14 protein-coding genes are annotated in these 14,407 nt (G+C 68.9%); 8 read left to right on the top strand and 6 right to left on the bottom strand.

Annotated elements, in window-relative coordinates; translation table 11 throughout:
- Positions 1-91: 91 nt before the first annotated feature.
- Complete coding sequence (locus AB6732_RS02220; RefSeq protein ID WP_370957922.1) at positions 92-1,813, top strand: ABC transporter ATP-binding protein; 1,722 nt, start codon at positions 92-94, stop codon at positions 1,811-1,813.
- Positions 1,814-1,868: 55 nt separating this feature from the next.
- Positions 1,869-3,638, top strand: a complete 1,770-nt coding sequence (locus AB6732_RS02215; protein WP_370959579.1) for an ABC transporter ATP-binding protein — start codon at positions 1,869-1,871, stop codon at positions 3,636-3,638.
- 115 nt (positions 3,639-3,753) lie between these two features.
- Here the strand turns inward: AB6732_RS02215 and AB6732_RS02210 are convergent, their stop codons facing one another.
- Together AB6732_RS02210 and AB6732_RS02205 are read right to left on the bottom strand one after the other, a co-directional pair.
- Positions 3,754-4,242: a PTS sugar transporter subunit IIA gene (locus AB6732_RS02210; RefSeq protein WP_370957920.1), complete on the bottom strand. Its 489-nt coding sequence runs from the start codon at positions 4,240-4,242 to the stop codon at positions 3,754-3,756.
- Between the two features lie 85 nt (positions 4,243-4,327).
- Positions 4,328-6,064 carry a glycerol-3-phosphate dehydrogenase/oxidase gene (locus AB6732_RS02205; RefSeq protein WP_370957918.1) on the bottom strand — a complete coding sequence of 579 codons (1,737 nt, stop codon included), beginning with the start codon at positions 6,062-6,064 and terminating at the stop codon, positions 4,328-4,330.
- A 138-nt stretch (positions 6,065-6,202) separates the two neighbouring features.
- Here AB6732_RS02205 and AB6732_RS02200 point away from each other — a divergent pair, with 138 nt between their 5' ends.
- Both AB6732_RS02200 and AB6732_RS02195 read left to right on the top strand, forming a co-directional pair.
- The gene (locus tag AB6732_RS02200) at positions 6,203-6,688 is read left to right on the top strand and encodes an SRPBCC domain-containing protein (RefSeq protein WP_370957916.1); all 486 of its coding nucleotides are present in this window, start codon (positions 6,203-6,205) and stop codon (positions 6,686-6,688) included.
- Positions 6,689-6,771: 83 nt separating this feature from the next.
- Entirely contained in the window at positions 6,772-7,275 is a 504-nt protein-coding gene (locus AB6732_RS02195) for a hypothetical protein (protein ID WP_370957914.1), read from the top strand.
- Between the two features lie 196 nt (positions 7,276-7,471).
- On the opposite strand, the gene AB6732_RS02190 is transcribed toward AB6732_RS02195, so the two are convergent.
- Positions 7,472-7,975 carry an excalibur calcium-binding domain-containing protein gene (locus tag AB6732_RS02190; protein ID WP_370957912.1) on the bottom strand — a complete coding sequence of 168 codons (504 nt, stop codon included), beginning with the start codon at positions 7,973-7,975 and terminating at the stop codon, positions 7,472-7,474.
- A gap of 1 nt (position 7,976) precedes the next feature.
- Between AB6732_RS02190 and AB6732_RS02185 the strand changes: the two genes are divergently transcribed.
- Positions 7,977-8,240 (top strand): hypothetical protein, encoded by a 264-nt coding sequence (locus tag AB6732_RS02185; RefSeq protein ID WP_370957910.1) that lies wholly within the window; start codon positions 7,977-7,979, stop codon positions 8,238-8,240.
- Between the two features lie 323 nt (positions 8,241-8,563).
- Here the strand turns inward: AB6732_RS02185 and AB6732_RS02180 are convergent, their stop codons facing one another.
- The 3 genes from AB6732_RS02180 to AB6732_RS02170 are packed head-to-tail and all read right to left on the bottom strand — an operon-like array spanning position 8,564 to position 11,721.
- A complete protein-coding gene (locus tag AB6732_RS02180; RefSeq protein ID WP_066211386.1) occupies positions 8,564-9,694 on the bottom strand; it encodes a GuaB3 family IMP dehydrogenase-related protein in 1,131 nt (376 codons plus the stop codon).
- A 45-nt stretch (positions 9,695-9,739) separates the two neighbouring features.
- Entirely contained in the window at positions 9,740-10,540 is an 801-nt protein-coding gene (locus tag AB6732_RS02175; RefSeq protein WP_370957908.1) for a family 1 encapsulin nanocompartment shell protein, read from the bottom strand.
- A gap of 47 nt (positions 10,541-10,587) precedes the next feature.
- Positions 10,588-11,721 carry a Dyp-type peroxidase gene (locus tag AB6732_RS02170; RefSeq protein ID WP_370957906.1) on the bottom strand — a complete coding sequence of 378 codons (1,134 nt, stop codon included), beginning with the start codon at positions 11,719-11,721 and terminating at the stop codon, positions 10,588-10,590.
- A gap of 286 nt (positions 11,722-12,007) precedes the next feature.
- On the opposite strand from AB6732_RS02170, the gene AB6732_RS02165 reads away from it, so the two are divergent.
- Genes AB6732_RS02165 through AB6732_RS02155 form a run of 3 tightly spaced genes read left to right on the top strand, consistent with a single transcriptional unit; the run spans position 12,008 to position 14,293 of the window.
- The gene (locus tag AB6732_RS02165; RefSeq protein ID WP_370957904.1) at positions 12,008-12,958 is read left to right on the top strand and encodes a hypothetical protein; all 951 of its coding nucleotides are present in this window, start codon (positions 12,008-12,010) and stop codon (positions 12,956-12,958) included.
- Positions 12,959-13,009: 51 nt separating this feature from the next.
- The gene (locus tag AB6732_RS02160) at positions 13,010-13,639 is read left to right on the top strand and encodes a hypothetical protein (RefSeq protein WP_370957902.1); all 630 of its coding nucleotides are present in this window, start codon (positions 13,010-13,012) and stop codon (positions 13,637-13,639) included.
- A 6-nt stretch (positions 13,640-13,645) separates the two neighbouring features.
- On the top strand, positions 13,646-14,293 hold the full coding sequence (locus AB6732_RS02155; RefSeq protein ID WP_370957900.1) for a hypothetical protein: 648 nt from the start codon (positions 13,646-13,648) through the stop codon (positions 14,291-14,293).
- The last annotated feature ends 114 nt before the right edge of the window (positions 14,294-14,407 follow it).

Genomic DNA, 14,407 nt, shown 5'->3' with positions numbered 1-14,407 from the left:
CCACCAGCCAGAACGCTTTATTCCAGAACTTCCCGAAAGAAATCTTTCATATGAACTTCCCTGTGACTCAGGCCTCATTTAGGCTGGCGCTGTGCGAGAGTACCCATACCCCCGTTCCAACGAGCCTTTCGGTCTCTCCCCCCGCGGATTCCTGCTCTGGCTGGGACGTCTGCAGCTGCCCACGCTCATCGGCGGATTCTTCTTCGGCATCATCTGGATGCTGTCACAGGCCTTCGCCCCGTTTGTGATCGGCAAGGCCCTGGATCTGGGCGTGGTCGCCCAGGACTTCAGCGCGCTGCTGTTCTGGACGGCGATTTTCCTGTGCCTCGCGGCAATCCAGGCGGCGACCACCACCATCAGGCACCGCCTCGCCGTGAGCAACTGGCTCCAGGCCGCCCTGACCACCAAGGAACTCATCGGAGTGAAGGTGGCGCGCGGCGGCGAGTCCGTGGGACGGGCCGTGCCCACCGGCGAGATCGTGACGGTCGCGTCCAACGACGCCCCGCGCATCGGACAGCTCTTCGACGTGACGGCCCGGCTCTCCGGCTCGATCGTCTCCTACCTCGTCGTCTCCGCGCTCGTGGCCGGCATCCACCTGCCCCTCGGCCTCGCGGTCCTGGTCGGCGTGCCCGTGCTCGGCGCCCTCCTGGTCTTCGTGGTCAAACCCTTCCAGAAGCGCCAGCAGGCCCAGCGTGAGGCGACCGGCAAGATGTCCTCCGTGGGAGCGGACACGGTCGCCGGCCTCCGGGTGCTCCGTGGCATCGGCGGCGAGCGCATCTTCGTCAACCGGTACCGCGAACGCTCCCAGCACGCGCGCCAGCAGGGTATCGAGGTGGCGAAATCGGTCGCGACCCTGGAAGCCTCACAGCTGCTCATCGGCGGCGCGTTCAGCGTGTTCTTCACCTTCACGGGTGCGGCGCTGGCCCTGGACGGCACCATCACCCCGGGCCAGCTCATGTCCCTGTACGGGTTCTCGGTGTTCCTCGTCGCTCCGATCCGGACCGGCTCCGAGGCCCTCAACGTGGGTATCCGCGGTATCGTCGGCGCGCGCAAGGTCAGCAAACTCCTGGGGGCGCCGCCTCTCGTGAGCGACGACGGCACGTCGGCGCCGCCGTCGTCGTCCCCGCTGGAGGACGGCGAAAGCGGCGTGACGGTCCCGCCGCGCGGGCTCACCGCGCTGGTCTGCTCAGACCCGGGCCGTTCGGCCGCGGTGGCCAAGCGCCTGGGGCGTTTCGACGACGCCGAGTCCCGCAACGTTCTGTGGGGAGACCTCCCTCTCGAGGCGTATCCGCTGGCGGACATCCGCCGGAGGATCGTGTTCAGCCAGGCCGAGGCGCAGCTGTTCACCGGCAGCCTGCGCAGCACCCTCGACCCGCAGGGCCGCCACAGCGACGAGCGCATCCTGGAGGCGCTCGAGTCGGCCGCCGGCCTGGACATCCTGGACGCGCTGGAGGAGGGCCTGGACCACGAGGTCGACGAGAAGGGCCGCAGTTTCTCCGGTGGTCAGCGTCAGCGGCTGTCCCTCGCCCGGGCGCTCCTGAGCGAGGCCGAGTTCCTGCTCCTGGTGGAGCCCACCAGCGCGGTGGACGCTCATACCGAAGCGCGGATCGCGGAGGGGCTCTCGCACTCCCGCGGCGCGCTGACCGGTCACGGCGGCGCCGCGACCCTCGTGACCACCGCGAGTCCGCTGCTGCTGCACGCGATGGACCGCGTCATCTACCTTCCCGAAACCGGCGCACCACTCACCGGCACCCACGCCGAATTGCTGGAGCGCTGTCCCGAGTACCGAATGGTCGTGATTCGCAGTGAGTAACACGGTGGAGTCCTTCGAGGAACCTCTGCTGGAGGAGAACGAGGCGCGTCAGAGTCTGCCCGAGGCGGCCGCCGCTCTCCCCCGCCCCGGCAACCGCCTGCCGATCGCCGCCTCCGCGCAGGTCCGCGCGGAGGCCTGGAGGCTGCTCCGGCGCAACCAGCGCGGCCTGATCGGCGTCATGGTCTTCTACGCGGCCGCGGCGATCATGGGCCTCGTGGGGCCGTTCATCATCGGGCGCCTGGTGGACACCGTGACGTCGGGGACCACCATGTCCACGGTGACCGCCCTGAGCGTGGCCCTCCTGGGGTCGGTGGTGGCGCAGGCCCTCCTGCAGCGCCTCGCCTCCTACCGTTCGATGGTCCTCGGGGAGAAGGTGTTCGCCGACCTCCGCGAGGAGTTCATGGGTGACGTCACGTCGCTGCCGCTCTCCACTGTGGAGCGCGCCGGCACGGGCGATCTGCTCTCCCGCACGACCAACGACGTCGAGGCGCTCTCCCACGCGGTGCGCTTCGGGGTGCCCCGCCTCCTGGTCGCCGTGGTCACCGTGACGCTGACGCTCGCCGCGGCACTCGTGGTGTCCCCGCTGCTCGGCCTGGGGCTGCTGGTCAGCGCGCCGTTCATCATCCCGGTCACCCGCTGGTACCTCAAGCGCTCCGGACCCGGCTACCAGCGCGAGCACGCGGCGTACGGCACCATCGACGGGACCATCTCCGAGGCCGCGGACGGCGCCCTCACGGTGGATGCCCTCAGCCTCGGCCCGCAGCGCATCCACCGCACCCGCACCGCGATCCGGGAAGGCTTCGAAGCGGAGAAGTACACGCTCTGGCTGCGCTCGATGCTGTTCCCGGTGACCGAACTGGCACTGTGGCTCCCGGCCGTGCTCGTGGTGCTCTGGGGCGGCTGGCTGGTCTCGGTGGGCGCCGTGTCTGCAGGGTCCGTCGCCGCCGTCGCGCTGTATGCCGTGGCCCTCGTGGAACCGGTGAACACGCTCATCATGTGGCTCGACGAACTGCAGTTCGGAGCCGCCTCGCTCGCGAGGATCGTAGGCGTCAAGGAGGTTCCCGCGGACCGTGAGGTGAGCGGCGAGACCCCTGACGGCAGCAGGATCTCACTGCGCGACGCGACCTTCGCCTACCGTGCCGGCCGGAACGTCCTGCACGGGGTGGATCTGGAGCTGGTGCCCGGGGAGCGGCTCGCCATGGTGGGTCCCTCCGGCGCCGGCAAGTCGACGCTCGGCCGCCTGATCGCGGGCATCAACCCGCCGACGTCCGGAGCGGTCACCGTCGGTGGCGTGCCCCTGGTGGACCTGCCGGTGGAGGAGCTCCGCCGTGAGGTGGCCTTAGTGACGCAGGAGCACCACGTGTTCGTGGGAACCCTGGCGGACAATCTGCGCCTGGGCAAGGAGGACGCGAGCGACGGCGAGCTGCTCGCCGCCCTCGACGATGTGGGCGCCGGCCCGTGGTTCTCCGCTCTCCAGGACGGACTGGAGACCGAGCTGGGCTCCGGAGGTCACGCGCTGACGCCGTCGCAGGCTCAGGAGCTCGCCCTGGCCCGCCTGGTCCTGGCCGACCCTCACACGCTGGTGCTCGACGAAGCGACCAGCCTCATCGATCCGCAGGCGGCCCGCAGCGTGGAGCGTTCTCTCGGCGCCGTGCTGAGCGGTCGCACCGTGGTGGCGATCGCCCACCGTCTGCACACCGCCCACGACGCCGACCGGGTCGCCGTCGTGGAGGACGGCCGGATCACCGAGCTGGGCAGCCACGACGAGCTGCTGGCGCTCGACGGGTCCTATGCCGCCCTGTGGAGGTCGTGGCGCAGCGAGTGACGGATCCCTGCTTGAACGGACTTTCCCCGGCGCTGTGGCGTCGGGGAATGTCTGTCTAAGCAGGGACCTGACGGAGGTCAGCGGCCCGGGTCAGTGCTCCGGGTCAGCAGCCCCGTCAGTGGTCGAAGAACACCAGCGACGTGTTGATCAGCTCGGCGATGACCTCGGGGTCATGAGCCCGGCGGAGGGACTCACGGTAGCTTTCCTTGGACAGCGAACGCGCCAGCGTCGCCAGCACCTCGAGGTGCTCCGAGAACGACTGGGCCGGCGTCGCGATGAGCAGGATGAGATTCGCAGGGCCGTCCGCCGCACCGAAGTCGAGCGAGTGCCCGTACCTGGTGACGCCGACGGCGATCGACGGCTGGGTGACGTAGTCGCTGCGGGCATGCGGGAGTCCGATGCCGCCCGGCAGGCCGGTCGCCATCTGATGCTCACGAGAGTTGACGCTCTCGAGGAACCCCTCCAGATTGGACACCCGGCCGGCCATGAACAGCCGCTGCGCCAGCTGGGCCGCGGCGTCCTCGCGGTCCGTGGCTTCCATTTCCAGGATCACCATGCTGGGCAGGGTGAGCTCAGCGTCATAGCGGTTCAGATCCTCAGCCACGGGGGCGTCCTTTCAGTCAACGTTCGATCGTGGTGCTCCCGCATCGCTGCGAGCCACCACCGGACGGCGCCTCCAGGCGTCGTCCTCAGCGGAGCGGGATGATGTCATCCACGCCGATCCGTGCCGCATCGGCGGACTCGTCGTCCGGCTGCTCCTGCGACAGGCGTTCGGCCTCCACCCGGGCCAGGTAGTGCTTGACCTCGCTCTCCTCCTGGACGGGGCTCCAGCCGAGCACCTCCCCCATGAGGCGGGCCACCACCGGCACCGCGGAGACCCCACGGTCCCAGGACTCGATGGAGATCCTGGTCCTGCGGGTGAGGACATCATGCACATGACGGGCGCCCTCATGGGTAGTCGCAAAGACCACTTCGGCGCCCAGATAATCATCCGCTCCCGGCAACGGTTCCGCCAACTCCGGGCGTTCCCGGATCAGGTCCAGAAGCTCCTGGGTCTCGGAACCATAGCGATTCAGCAGGTGCTCCACCCGGGCCACATGGATCCCGGCTTCCTCCGCGCTGCGATGACGGCGATTCCAGGCGGCCTTGTAGCCCTCGGCTCCGAGCAGCGGAATGCCCTCGGTGCAGCTCGGAGCGATCCGGTCGTCGAGACCGCGCACCGCCTCGTCCACGGCGTCCTTGGCCATCACACGGTACGTGGTCAGCTTGCCGCCGGCCACCACCACGAGTCCCGGCACCGGATGGGCCACGACGTGCTCGCGGGAGAGCTTCGCCGTCGAGTCGTTTTCACCGGCCAGCAGCGGACGGAGCCCGGCGTACACGCCCTCGACGTCCTCCCTGGTCAGAGGGCGCTTGAGCACCTTGTTGACGTGCTCCAGGACGTAGTCGATGTCCTTGCTGGACGCGGCCGGATGGGCCTTGTCCAGCTTCCAGTCGGTGTCCGTGGTGCCGATGATCCAGTGCCGTCCCCACGGGATGACGAACAGGACGCTCTTCTCGGTCCGGAGGATCAATCCGACCGTCGACTGGAAACGATCCCGGGGAACCACCAGGTGGATGCCCTTGGACGCACGCACCTTGAGCTGACCACGGTCGGTGACCAGGGCCTGCGTCTCATCCGTCCACACGCCGGTGGCGTTCACGACTTGGCGTGCGGCGACGTCGAACGTGCTGCCGTCCTCCATGTTCTCCAGACGCGCGCCGACCACGCGCTCACCCTCCCGGAGGAACTCGACCACCTTCATGCGGTTGACGGCGTGGGCGCCGTAACCGGCGGCGGTGCGGATGATGTTCACCACCAGGCGGGCGTCATCCACCTGGGCGTCGTAGTAGCGGATGGAGCCCACCATGGCGTCATCCTTGAGGCTCGGAGCGGCCTTGAGCGTGCCGCGCCGCGTGAGGTGCTTGTGCATGGGGACCCCGCGGGCGTTGCCGCTGGTCATGCCAAGGGTGTCGTAGAGGAGGATGCCCGCGCCGACGTAGGGACGCTCGACGAACCTCTTCGAGAGCGGATACAGGAACGGCACGGGGCGGACCAGGTGCGGCGCGATGCGCTGGATCAGCAGACCGCGTTCCTGCAGCGCTTCCGTGACGAGGGCGAAGTCCAGCATCTCGAGGTAGCGGAGACCGCCGTGGATGAGCTTGGACGAGCGGGAACTCGTGCCGGAGGCCCAGTCACGCTGCTCGACGATGCCGACCTTGAGGCCGCGGGTGACGGCGTCGAGGGCGGCACCGGCCCCGACCACACCACCGCCCACGATCAGGATGTCGAGTTCCTGACCCGGCTCCGTGGTCTTCTTGAGTGCCTCGATGGACAGCTCGCGCTGTTCCGGACCGAGGACCTTGCTGCTGGCATTCTGGCTCATGGAAGCCTCCCGATATGCGTGGCTAAGACTTGGTTCCACCCTAGTCTTTCGGGGGCTCCTTGGGCAGGGGCGAAGACGGTCTGTTCGACACCGCTTGCAGTGAGCCGCGGTCCTGCCTCCTGAGGTTAGATTGGCACCATGCCATGGTTCAGATCGAAGAAGAACGGCCCTTCCGACGTGCCGTCGCTGTTCACCGTCCGGAATTCACGGGCGATCGCCGCGGACCCACCTGCCGTCTGGAACCTGATCCGTTCGGCGGAGAAGGCGAGGCTTTTGAACCCGGAGATCGTCCAGACCTTCTCGGCTCCCGCTCAGCCCGAGGTCGGAGGCGCGATCCAGTGTTTCCTCGCCGTCGTCGACGGCGAGGAGCAGCTCAGCGCCATCGTCGTTGTCGAGGAGGTGGAAAACCGTCTGGCGGTCGTCCGGGGCTGGGGCAGCCACGATCCGCTGTCCCGACAGGAATATCATCTGGCGCCTTCAGGCGAAGGGACGGAGCTGACACTCATCTCCTTCTTCAGCCATGGCCCTGACGCCCCGGTCAGCCTCGAGAAGCATCAGGCCGGACATCACGCGTGGAACGAGGAGTACCTGACGGCCGTCGAGCGGTACTTCACCCGGGTCTGATCTTCCCTGGCCCGCGCTTCCTCAGGCTGGTTCGCCCCGGCATCCGGTTCGCTGTGGCATCCGGGAGTGGATACGCTGGCCCCATGCCGTGGTGGACCTCAGGACCAGACCGTGACGCCGGAAAGCACCGCGTCGTGGAGATGCGTGACAGCGCCGAGATCTTCGCTCCCGTCGAACTGATCTGGGGCCTGCTCCGGCCCGCCGAATATGCGCCGCTGCTGGTTCCCGGAGCCGTCCGTGGGTATGCGGATCCGCCGGCGGAGGGTGTCGGCGAAGTCCACCACCTGGTGGCCAAGCGTGCGGGGAAGGAGTTCCACGCCGCGGTCGAGATCCTCGAAGAAGTCCCGTTCCGGAAGATCGTGGCCCGCAGCTGGGGCCAGAGCGGACCCGAGGAACGATTCGAACTTCGCCTCGAACCGAGAGAGAAGGGCACCCTGGTGGAACGGATCTGCACTCATCACCACCGCAAGTGGTCGTTGGTCCCCGCGAGCGCGTGCCGGAAGCAGCACGCGCAATGGCATCGGCGGGAGTTCGCCCGGATCCAGGAATTGCTCGACGCCGGCTGGACGCCCGGAGCGAGCACCTGAAACCCGGCTGAGTTCGCTATCGGGGGTCTGAGTCCGCTACACCATGTAGCGGACTCAGACCCCCGATAGCGTTCTCAGCGGCAGGGCACGGCGGGGTGACGATCTCAGCGCACCCGGCCCGAAACAGCGCCGAACACGACGACGGCGCGGCCCCCTCCCGGGTGGCCGCGCCGTCGTCGTCGCTGGAGGGAGCCCTCTATTCGCAGCCGACTCCGTCGCCGTCGCGGTCCAGTTTCGGGCTGTATCCCGGCTGACCGATATGAATCGGAGCCGCACCTGCCGCCCTGACGGCAGCGCAGTTGGCGTAGTACACCGAGCCCGGATCCGGAACCGCGGGAGCCACCGGTGCGGGCGGGTTCTGGGGTGCTTCCGGCACGAACCGGCGAGGCGTCTGCTCCGCCGGTGCCTGAGGTTTCTGTGCCTCAGCGGCGGCCTGCTGGGCCGCTGCCGCAGCCTTCTGCAGCTCTGCCGCCGCGGCCTTCTGCCGGGCCGCCTCCTGGGCCTTTTCCTGGGCCTTCTTCCGCGCAGCCTCGGCCACGGCCTTCGCCTTGGCGACATCCGCCTGGGTCTGGCGCACCTGGGCGGCCGTCATCCACAGTGCTTTGCCGGCCTTGTTCCTGAAGCACAGCAGGGCGGGTTCCACGGCCAGATAGGTGTCGCCGGACCTCGCACAGGACTCACCCGACCGGTGGAGCGCCACGGTGACAGTCTCCGTGGCGGTAGGACAGGGCGCGGTCGAGGCGGATTCCGTCGCGGCCGGCGACGGTTCGATGCCCGCCGTCGCTGTCACCGTGACCGTCGGTTCCGGGCTGGGACAGGTGATGGTCGGCGAGGCGGACGACGACGCCGAGGCGCTGCGTCCCGCGGTGCTCACCGTTCCCGAGCACCCCGTCAGGAGCACGGCCGCCCCCACGAGAAACGCCGCGGCTCGGGCGGCTCCGCCTGTGCGCCGGAAAGCGCTCTGATGCCGCGCGTGAAAATTCACCATGACTCGATCCCCCAAAGAACGTGCGATATGTGAGGAAAGTACCCCGCCCACGCTGAATCGGGAAATCTCCGCTGTCACCACTCCGTCATGGACGAGCACAGGGCCGGGAGTCGGCCGTTGACCGCGAGGTCGGGCTGAGTCCGCTATCCAAGGTCTGAGTCCGCTACACGATGTAGCGGACTCAGACCTTGGATAGCGGACTCGGTGGCGTGGCAGCAAACAGCCCCGAACACGACGACGGCGCGGCCCCCTCTCGGGTGGCCGCGCCGTCGTCTTGTGGATCGGCGGGTGCGGGGCAGCTCAGTGCCGCGGGCGCACCACGACGTCCACGCGCTGGAACTCCTTGAGGTCCGAGTAGCCGGTGGTCGCCATGGACCGGCGCAGGGCGCCGATCAGGTTGGAGGTGCCGTCCGTGTGGTGGCCCGGCCCGAAGAGGACTTCCTCCATCGGACCGACGGTGCCCATCTGGACGCGGTCGCCGCGCGGGATTTCCGGGTGGTGCGCCTCGGCGCCCCAGTGCCAGCCCTTGCCCGGGGCCTCTTCGGCACGTGCCAGAGCGGAACCGAGCATCACGGCGTCGGCGCCCATGGCGATGGCCTTCACGATGTCGCCCGAGGTGCCCATTCCGCCGTCGGCGATCACGTGCACGTAGCGCCCACCGGACTCATCCAGGTAGTCGCGGCGCGCGGCGGCGACGTCCGAGATGGCCGAGGCCAGCGGCGAGTGGATGCCGAGGGCGCGGCGCGTCGTGGTGGTGGCGCCACCGCCGAAGCCCACGAGGACGCCGGCCGCACCGGTGCGCATGAGGTGCAGCGCCGGGGTGTACCCGGCGGCGCCGCCCACGATCACCGGGACGTCCAGCTCGTAGATGAACTGCTTGAGGTTGAGCGGCTCCGTGGTCTTGGAGACGTGCTCGGCCGACACCGTGGTGCCGCGGATGACGAAGATGTCGACACCGGCGGCCACGACGGTCTTGTAGAACTCCTGAGTGCGCTGCGGCGTGAGCGAGCCGGCCACGGTGACGCCTGCGGCGCGGATCTCGGCAAGGCGCTGGGTGATGAGCTCGGCCTGGATAGGAGCCTGGTAGATCTCCTGCAGGGTGCGGGTCACGAGCTCGCTCGGAGACTCCTGCTGCAGTTCGGCGATACGGTCCAGCTGAGCCTGCGGGTCCTCGAAGCGGGTCCAGAGACCTTCGAGGTCCAGCACGCCGAGGCCGCCGAGCTCACCGAGGCGGATGGCCGTGGTCGGGGACATGACCGAGTCCATCGGAGCGGCGATCACCGGCATGTCGAACTTGTAGGCGTCGATCTGCCAGGACACGCTCACGTCCTGCGGGTCACGGGTCCGGCGGTTGGGGATGATCGCGATGTCATCGAGTCCATACGCACGGCGTCCGCGCTTCCCACGGCCAATCTCAATCTCGTAAGTCACGCGTCCAACTCTATCGTGAAGCGGGTTCCGGACGGATTGCGTCGCTCAGGCGAGGACGATCGCGGCCTCCGGCGTCGCCACGCGGAAGCTGAAGGTCTCCTGGAGGTACAGCTCCACGCTCGAGGCGGAGTGGTCCGCATACCCCACGGCCAGGTCCTCACCGCTCTCCAGGATGAAATCCCCGCCACGCAGGCTCAGCACCACGGAGGAGTTGATGCCCGGAGTCCACTGCACGGGGCCTTCCAGGATGCGCTGCAGGTGCGTGAGGAGCGGCGAACCGCCCATGTCGTTGCCGCCGTTCGCGTTCACCCAGGCGTCGTAACCGAGGGCGAGACCGTAGGGGCCGCCGATCCCCGAGTTCTTGAGCGCGGCCACCGCGGCCGCGACGTGGACCGCGAGACGACGGGGGTCGTCGCCGGTCTGGATCGGGGTGTGCGGGGAAGCCGCGGCGATGCCCGTCATGCCGAGTTCGTCCCAGCCGTCGAAGACCGCTGAGTTCTCGACCTCGGCGATCTTCCGGGCTGCGGCGTCGAGAGTCGCGAAGTCCACATCCACGGCTCCTCGCGTGGCGGCGTCGAGCTCTTCGCGGGACATGGAGAAGCCCGCCCGGACCTCGGCGAGCGGCAGCACCTTCCGCGGCCGGGCGATCACGCCCTCCGCCGGGGCCGACACGACCGGACCGACCCGGCCCGTCGACGTCGCGGAGTGCTGCCAGCCGAGCGGGCCGGCGAAGTCGACCAGACGGCGGGCGCCCAGAGCCGCGGACAGCCGCGTCTTCGCCTCGTCGTCGATCATCGCCCAGGTGTCCCGGGTGATCGGAGCGTGTTCGCGCAGCAGGTGATTCATGACTGGTCCTTTCGGCGGGCGTGCTCGGGCAAGGCGGTCGGGGGCGATCAGGGGGTGGGTGCGTTCCGCAGGGAACCGATCCCCAGGGAGCCGGCGGCGGGTGCAGCACCTGCCGTGGCGGGGACAGCGGTCTCCGGCCCGACGACGGCGGGCTCGGCCACCGCGGGCACGTTCTCCTCGGCGGGCGGCGCTGAAGTCTCTGCGGCAGCGGCGGTGTCGTCGAGAGCGGCGAGCATCTCGGCGGTGGGGACGAAGAACGTGGTGCCGGTCTCCGCCGTCGAGAAGTCCAGCAGCCGGTCGTGCAGTCCGGGAGGATCGCCGATGAACATGCGTTCGAGCATCCTCTCGATCACCCAGAGGTGCCGGGAGTACCCGATGAAGTAGGTTCCGAAGGCGCCGGCGCCCGGGGTGCCGAACGGCATGTTGTCCCGGACGATGTCGTGCTCGCCGTTCTCATCCGTGATCGTGGCAAGTGTCTTGTGGGACTTCTGGCCGTGCACGGCGTCGTCCAGTTCGACGTTGTCGGCCTTGGTGCGGCCGATGATCTTCTCCTGCTGCTCCGTGGTGAGGCCCTGCCACGCCCTGATCGGGTGCAGGTATTTCTGGACCACCACGTAGCTGCCGCCTGCGAACTGAGGATCCTCCTCCCCCACCAGGGCGGACTCGGGGAGGTCCGGGCCGACGGGGTTCGCGGTGCCATCGATGAAACCCAGCAGGTCACGGGCGTCGAAATACCGGAAGCCCGAGACCTCGTCCACGGTGCTCACGGACGCGCCCAGGGCGGCGAGCAGGAGGCGCTCGAATTCGAAGCAGAGGTCCTGGCGGTCGGAGCGGATGTGGAAGAGCAGGTCGCCCGGAGTCGAGACGGCGGCGTGGGTGGCCCCGACGATCTCCCGGAACGGCTGGAGTTCCGCGGGCTTGGGCAGGCCTGACAGTGGCGTCCAGATGCGGTCGCCGATTCCCACCGTGCAGGACAGGCGCCCGTTCAGATCACGGAACCCCACCGTCTTGACGAGGCCGTCCAGATCCGAGAGCACATCACGGACGGTGTCGAGAGCACCCGGGTCGTCCTCGACGGACAGCACCAGGAAGACCGCGGAACGGGTCAGAGGGCCCGACACGTTCTGGGTGATGGAGCCGGCCGTGTAACCGCCTCCCGGGGGCAGGCTGTGCGCCGTCACCGGCGTCCCTCGCTCCGCCGGACGGTCGTTGCGGAGAGGGGTTCGACAGCCGTGATCCACACCGTGAGTGACATGCCCTCACAGTAACAGCGTGCCTGGTCACGGCGGCACTGTTCCCGTCGGCGTCGAACGATCGGCGTCACCTTCGAAGACCGCGCCGCATACCTCGCCCGAGGACGGTTCCGGGGGCTTCTTCCGTCCCATGGGCACCCCTCCCCATCGCGCCGGAGTCGAGCAGACCCTAGGCTGACACGGAAGAGCGGTGTCCCGTCAAGGAGGATGATCCATGGCCCCGGGCTTTTACGGCGCCGATGTCGAGCAGTTGAGGGCCCTGTCGAAGTCGATGGGCCTCTCCGGCTCGCGGCTGAAGAACACGGAGATGCAGGTCAACAGCCTGGTGTCCGGCGTCGCCTGGAAGGGCGACGACGGCGAGCGCTTCCGCCGGGAATGGAGCAGCACGCTGCGGCCCATGCTGCACAAGGCTTCCCAGTCGCTGAGCGATGCGTCGAAGCTGCTGCTCGGCCAGGCGGACGAACAACAGAGTGCGAGCACCAACGGCGGCTCGGTCGGCGGAGGCCCGGGCGGCGGCACTGGCACACCCGGAGGCTCCGGCGGGCCGGGCGGCTCAGGTGGTCCCGGAAGCCCGGACGCCCCTACCGGGCTGGAGGGCATCCTCTCCGTGGCCGGCAGCCCCGAATGGTGGGCCGGTAATGGCCTGGTGACCGGTGCCGGCCTCTACGCGGACAATCTCCTGGCGACCATGGCCAAAGGCGGCCTGGTGACCGAGCTGACCAAGTGGCCCTGGCTGAGCGCCCAGTACGGCATGGCCGCCGAGGCAGGTTATGTCAGGGGCACCCAGCTTCTCAACGGAACGTCGATGCTGGGCCGCCTGTCCGGCGGCCTGGGCGTGGTGACCGGCGGACTCCAGTTCACTCAGGGCCTCGCCACCGGCAACACCGGCATGGCGATCGACGGCGGCATCTCTACTGTGCTCGCAGCCGGCAGCTTCATCCCCGGCGCAGGTCCGTTCTTCGCCGTCGCGGGTGTGGCCTGGGGCGGCATGGGTCTGCTCGCCACTCATCTCGGATATGGGTCCGCCTCGGAGATGGTGGCCGACGGGGCCAAACACGTCTGGGAAGGCACCAAGAACGTGGCGAACGCCGTCGCCGACGGCGCCAAGAAGACCGTGGACGCGGTGGCTGACGGCGCCAAGAAGGTCTGGGGCTGGCTCACTTGATGATCCGGCATCCCTAGACTGAGAACCAGAAACGTCGACACGAAGGCTGACATGACCACCACCACCCCAGACGACGCACCCCTGCTCATCACCGAGCACGAACTCATCGCCCTCATCGCCCTGGCCGGGACGCCGGGCGCGCAGAAGTGCCAGACGATGTTCCGCCTTGACCATGCCGCGGGGGCGCCCCTGGAGCAGGCGGGCGTGGCCACGTTGCTGGAACGCGGTCTCATGACCGTGGAGCAGGACAGCCTGCTGCCCACCGGCCCCGCCGTCGCGGTCACCGGCGTACTGGCATCGTCCGACGCTTGGCTCGAGGTCGCCCTGGTCACCCCGGACGCGGACCACGTCTACTTCCTCTTCGGTGCGGCCGACGGCGCGCTCGTGCTGAGCCTGAGCAAGTACGGCGTGCACGAACTGCGGCCCCTCACCAGTTCCGAAGGCATGTTCCTCACTGCCGTCCAGATGGTGAACTACTACTTGGGCACCGCCCCCGACGGCCTGCCCGCCGCTGCGACGCTCCGCCGCCATTTCGCAGACGGGACCTCGCGGGCGGTGAACGTCAAGGCCGATCCGGACGGTTCCCTGTCCCTTGCGCTCGGCGACGGCGAGAACCTTCCGTCCACCGCGCTCGCCAAGGACGAGTTGGACGCGCGCCTGCGCGAGGGCCTCGGTCTCTGACGCTGGATGGCGATTCCCTACCCGGCACCCTTGCAGCAACCATCCCATCCGCTGGACTACTGGCTGGATCCCGAGCTCGCCCGGGTCAGCCCGCCGAACGCGCCTTCCCGGCTTCGTCAGCTGGCGGACACCCAGGGGACGCTGTCGGCGGCGTGGAGCAGTGCGATCGGCATGGGCCCAGTCCTCATTCTCGCCGGCGCCTTCATCACCGTCATGACGAGCGCCCTGGCCGCCGTACTCGTGCTCGGCATCCTGGGTGCGGCCCTGCTGGTCCTGGGACTCATCTTCTGGAAGCGGGTCCGCTCGGCGCTCCCTGACACGTCCCGCACCCTGATCTCCCGCGGGCCGGGCTCCGCGCGCGGCGGACTCATCATGGCGGGGTTCCTGGCGCTGGTGCTGGGCGGGATCCTCGCCACGATGGCACCCGGGATGGCGTCCAGAGGCGCCGCGACCGTGACCGGACTCGTGGGAGCATACGTCCTCTTCGTCCTGCTGCTCACCGCCTGCATCGTGGTCCCCTCGGCCATCCAGGGCCGGGCCCGCGAGTCCTTCCGGAAGCGCGCCGCCACCGACCCGGACCTCCGCTCCCTCCTGGAGCGGGACCTGGCCACGTGGCGGGACCCGATCGGCAACGCGAGCTACGGGCCCCTCTGATTCCTGACGGACCACCCCGCCACGCGAAGGAACAGTTGATGCCCCCACAACCGGGTTGTGGGGGCATCAGCTGTTCCTTCGCGAGGGAGAGGGCCGCGAGTGAGACGGGCGCGG

The organism is Arthrobacter sp. RCC_34, from assembly GCF_041360795.1.
GTDB lineage: Bacteria > Actinomycetota > Actinomycetes > Actinomycetales > Micrococcaceae > Arthrobacter_E.
This window is presented reverse-complemented; position numbering and strand designations above follow the sequence as displayed.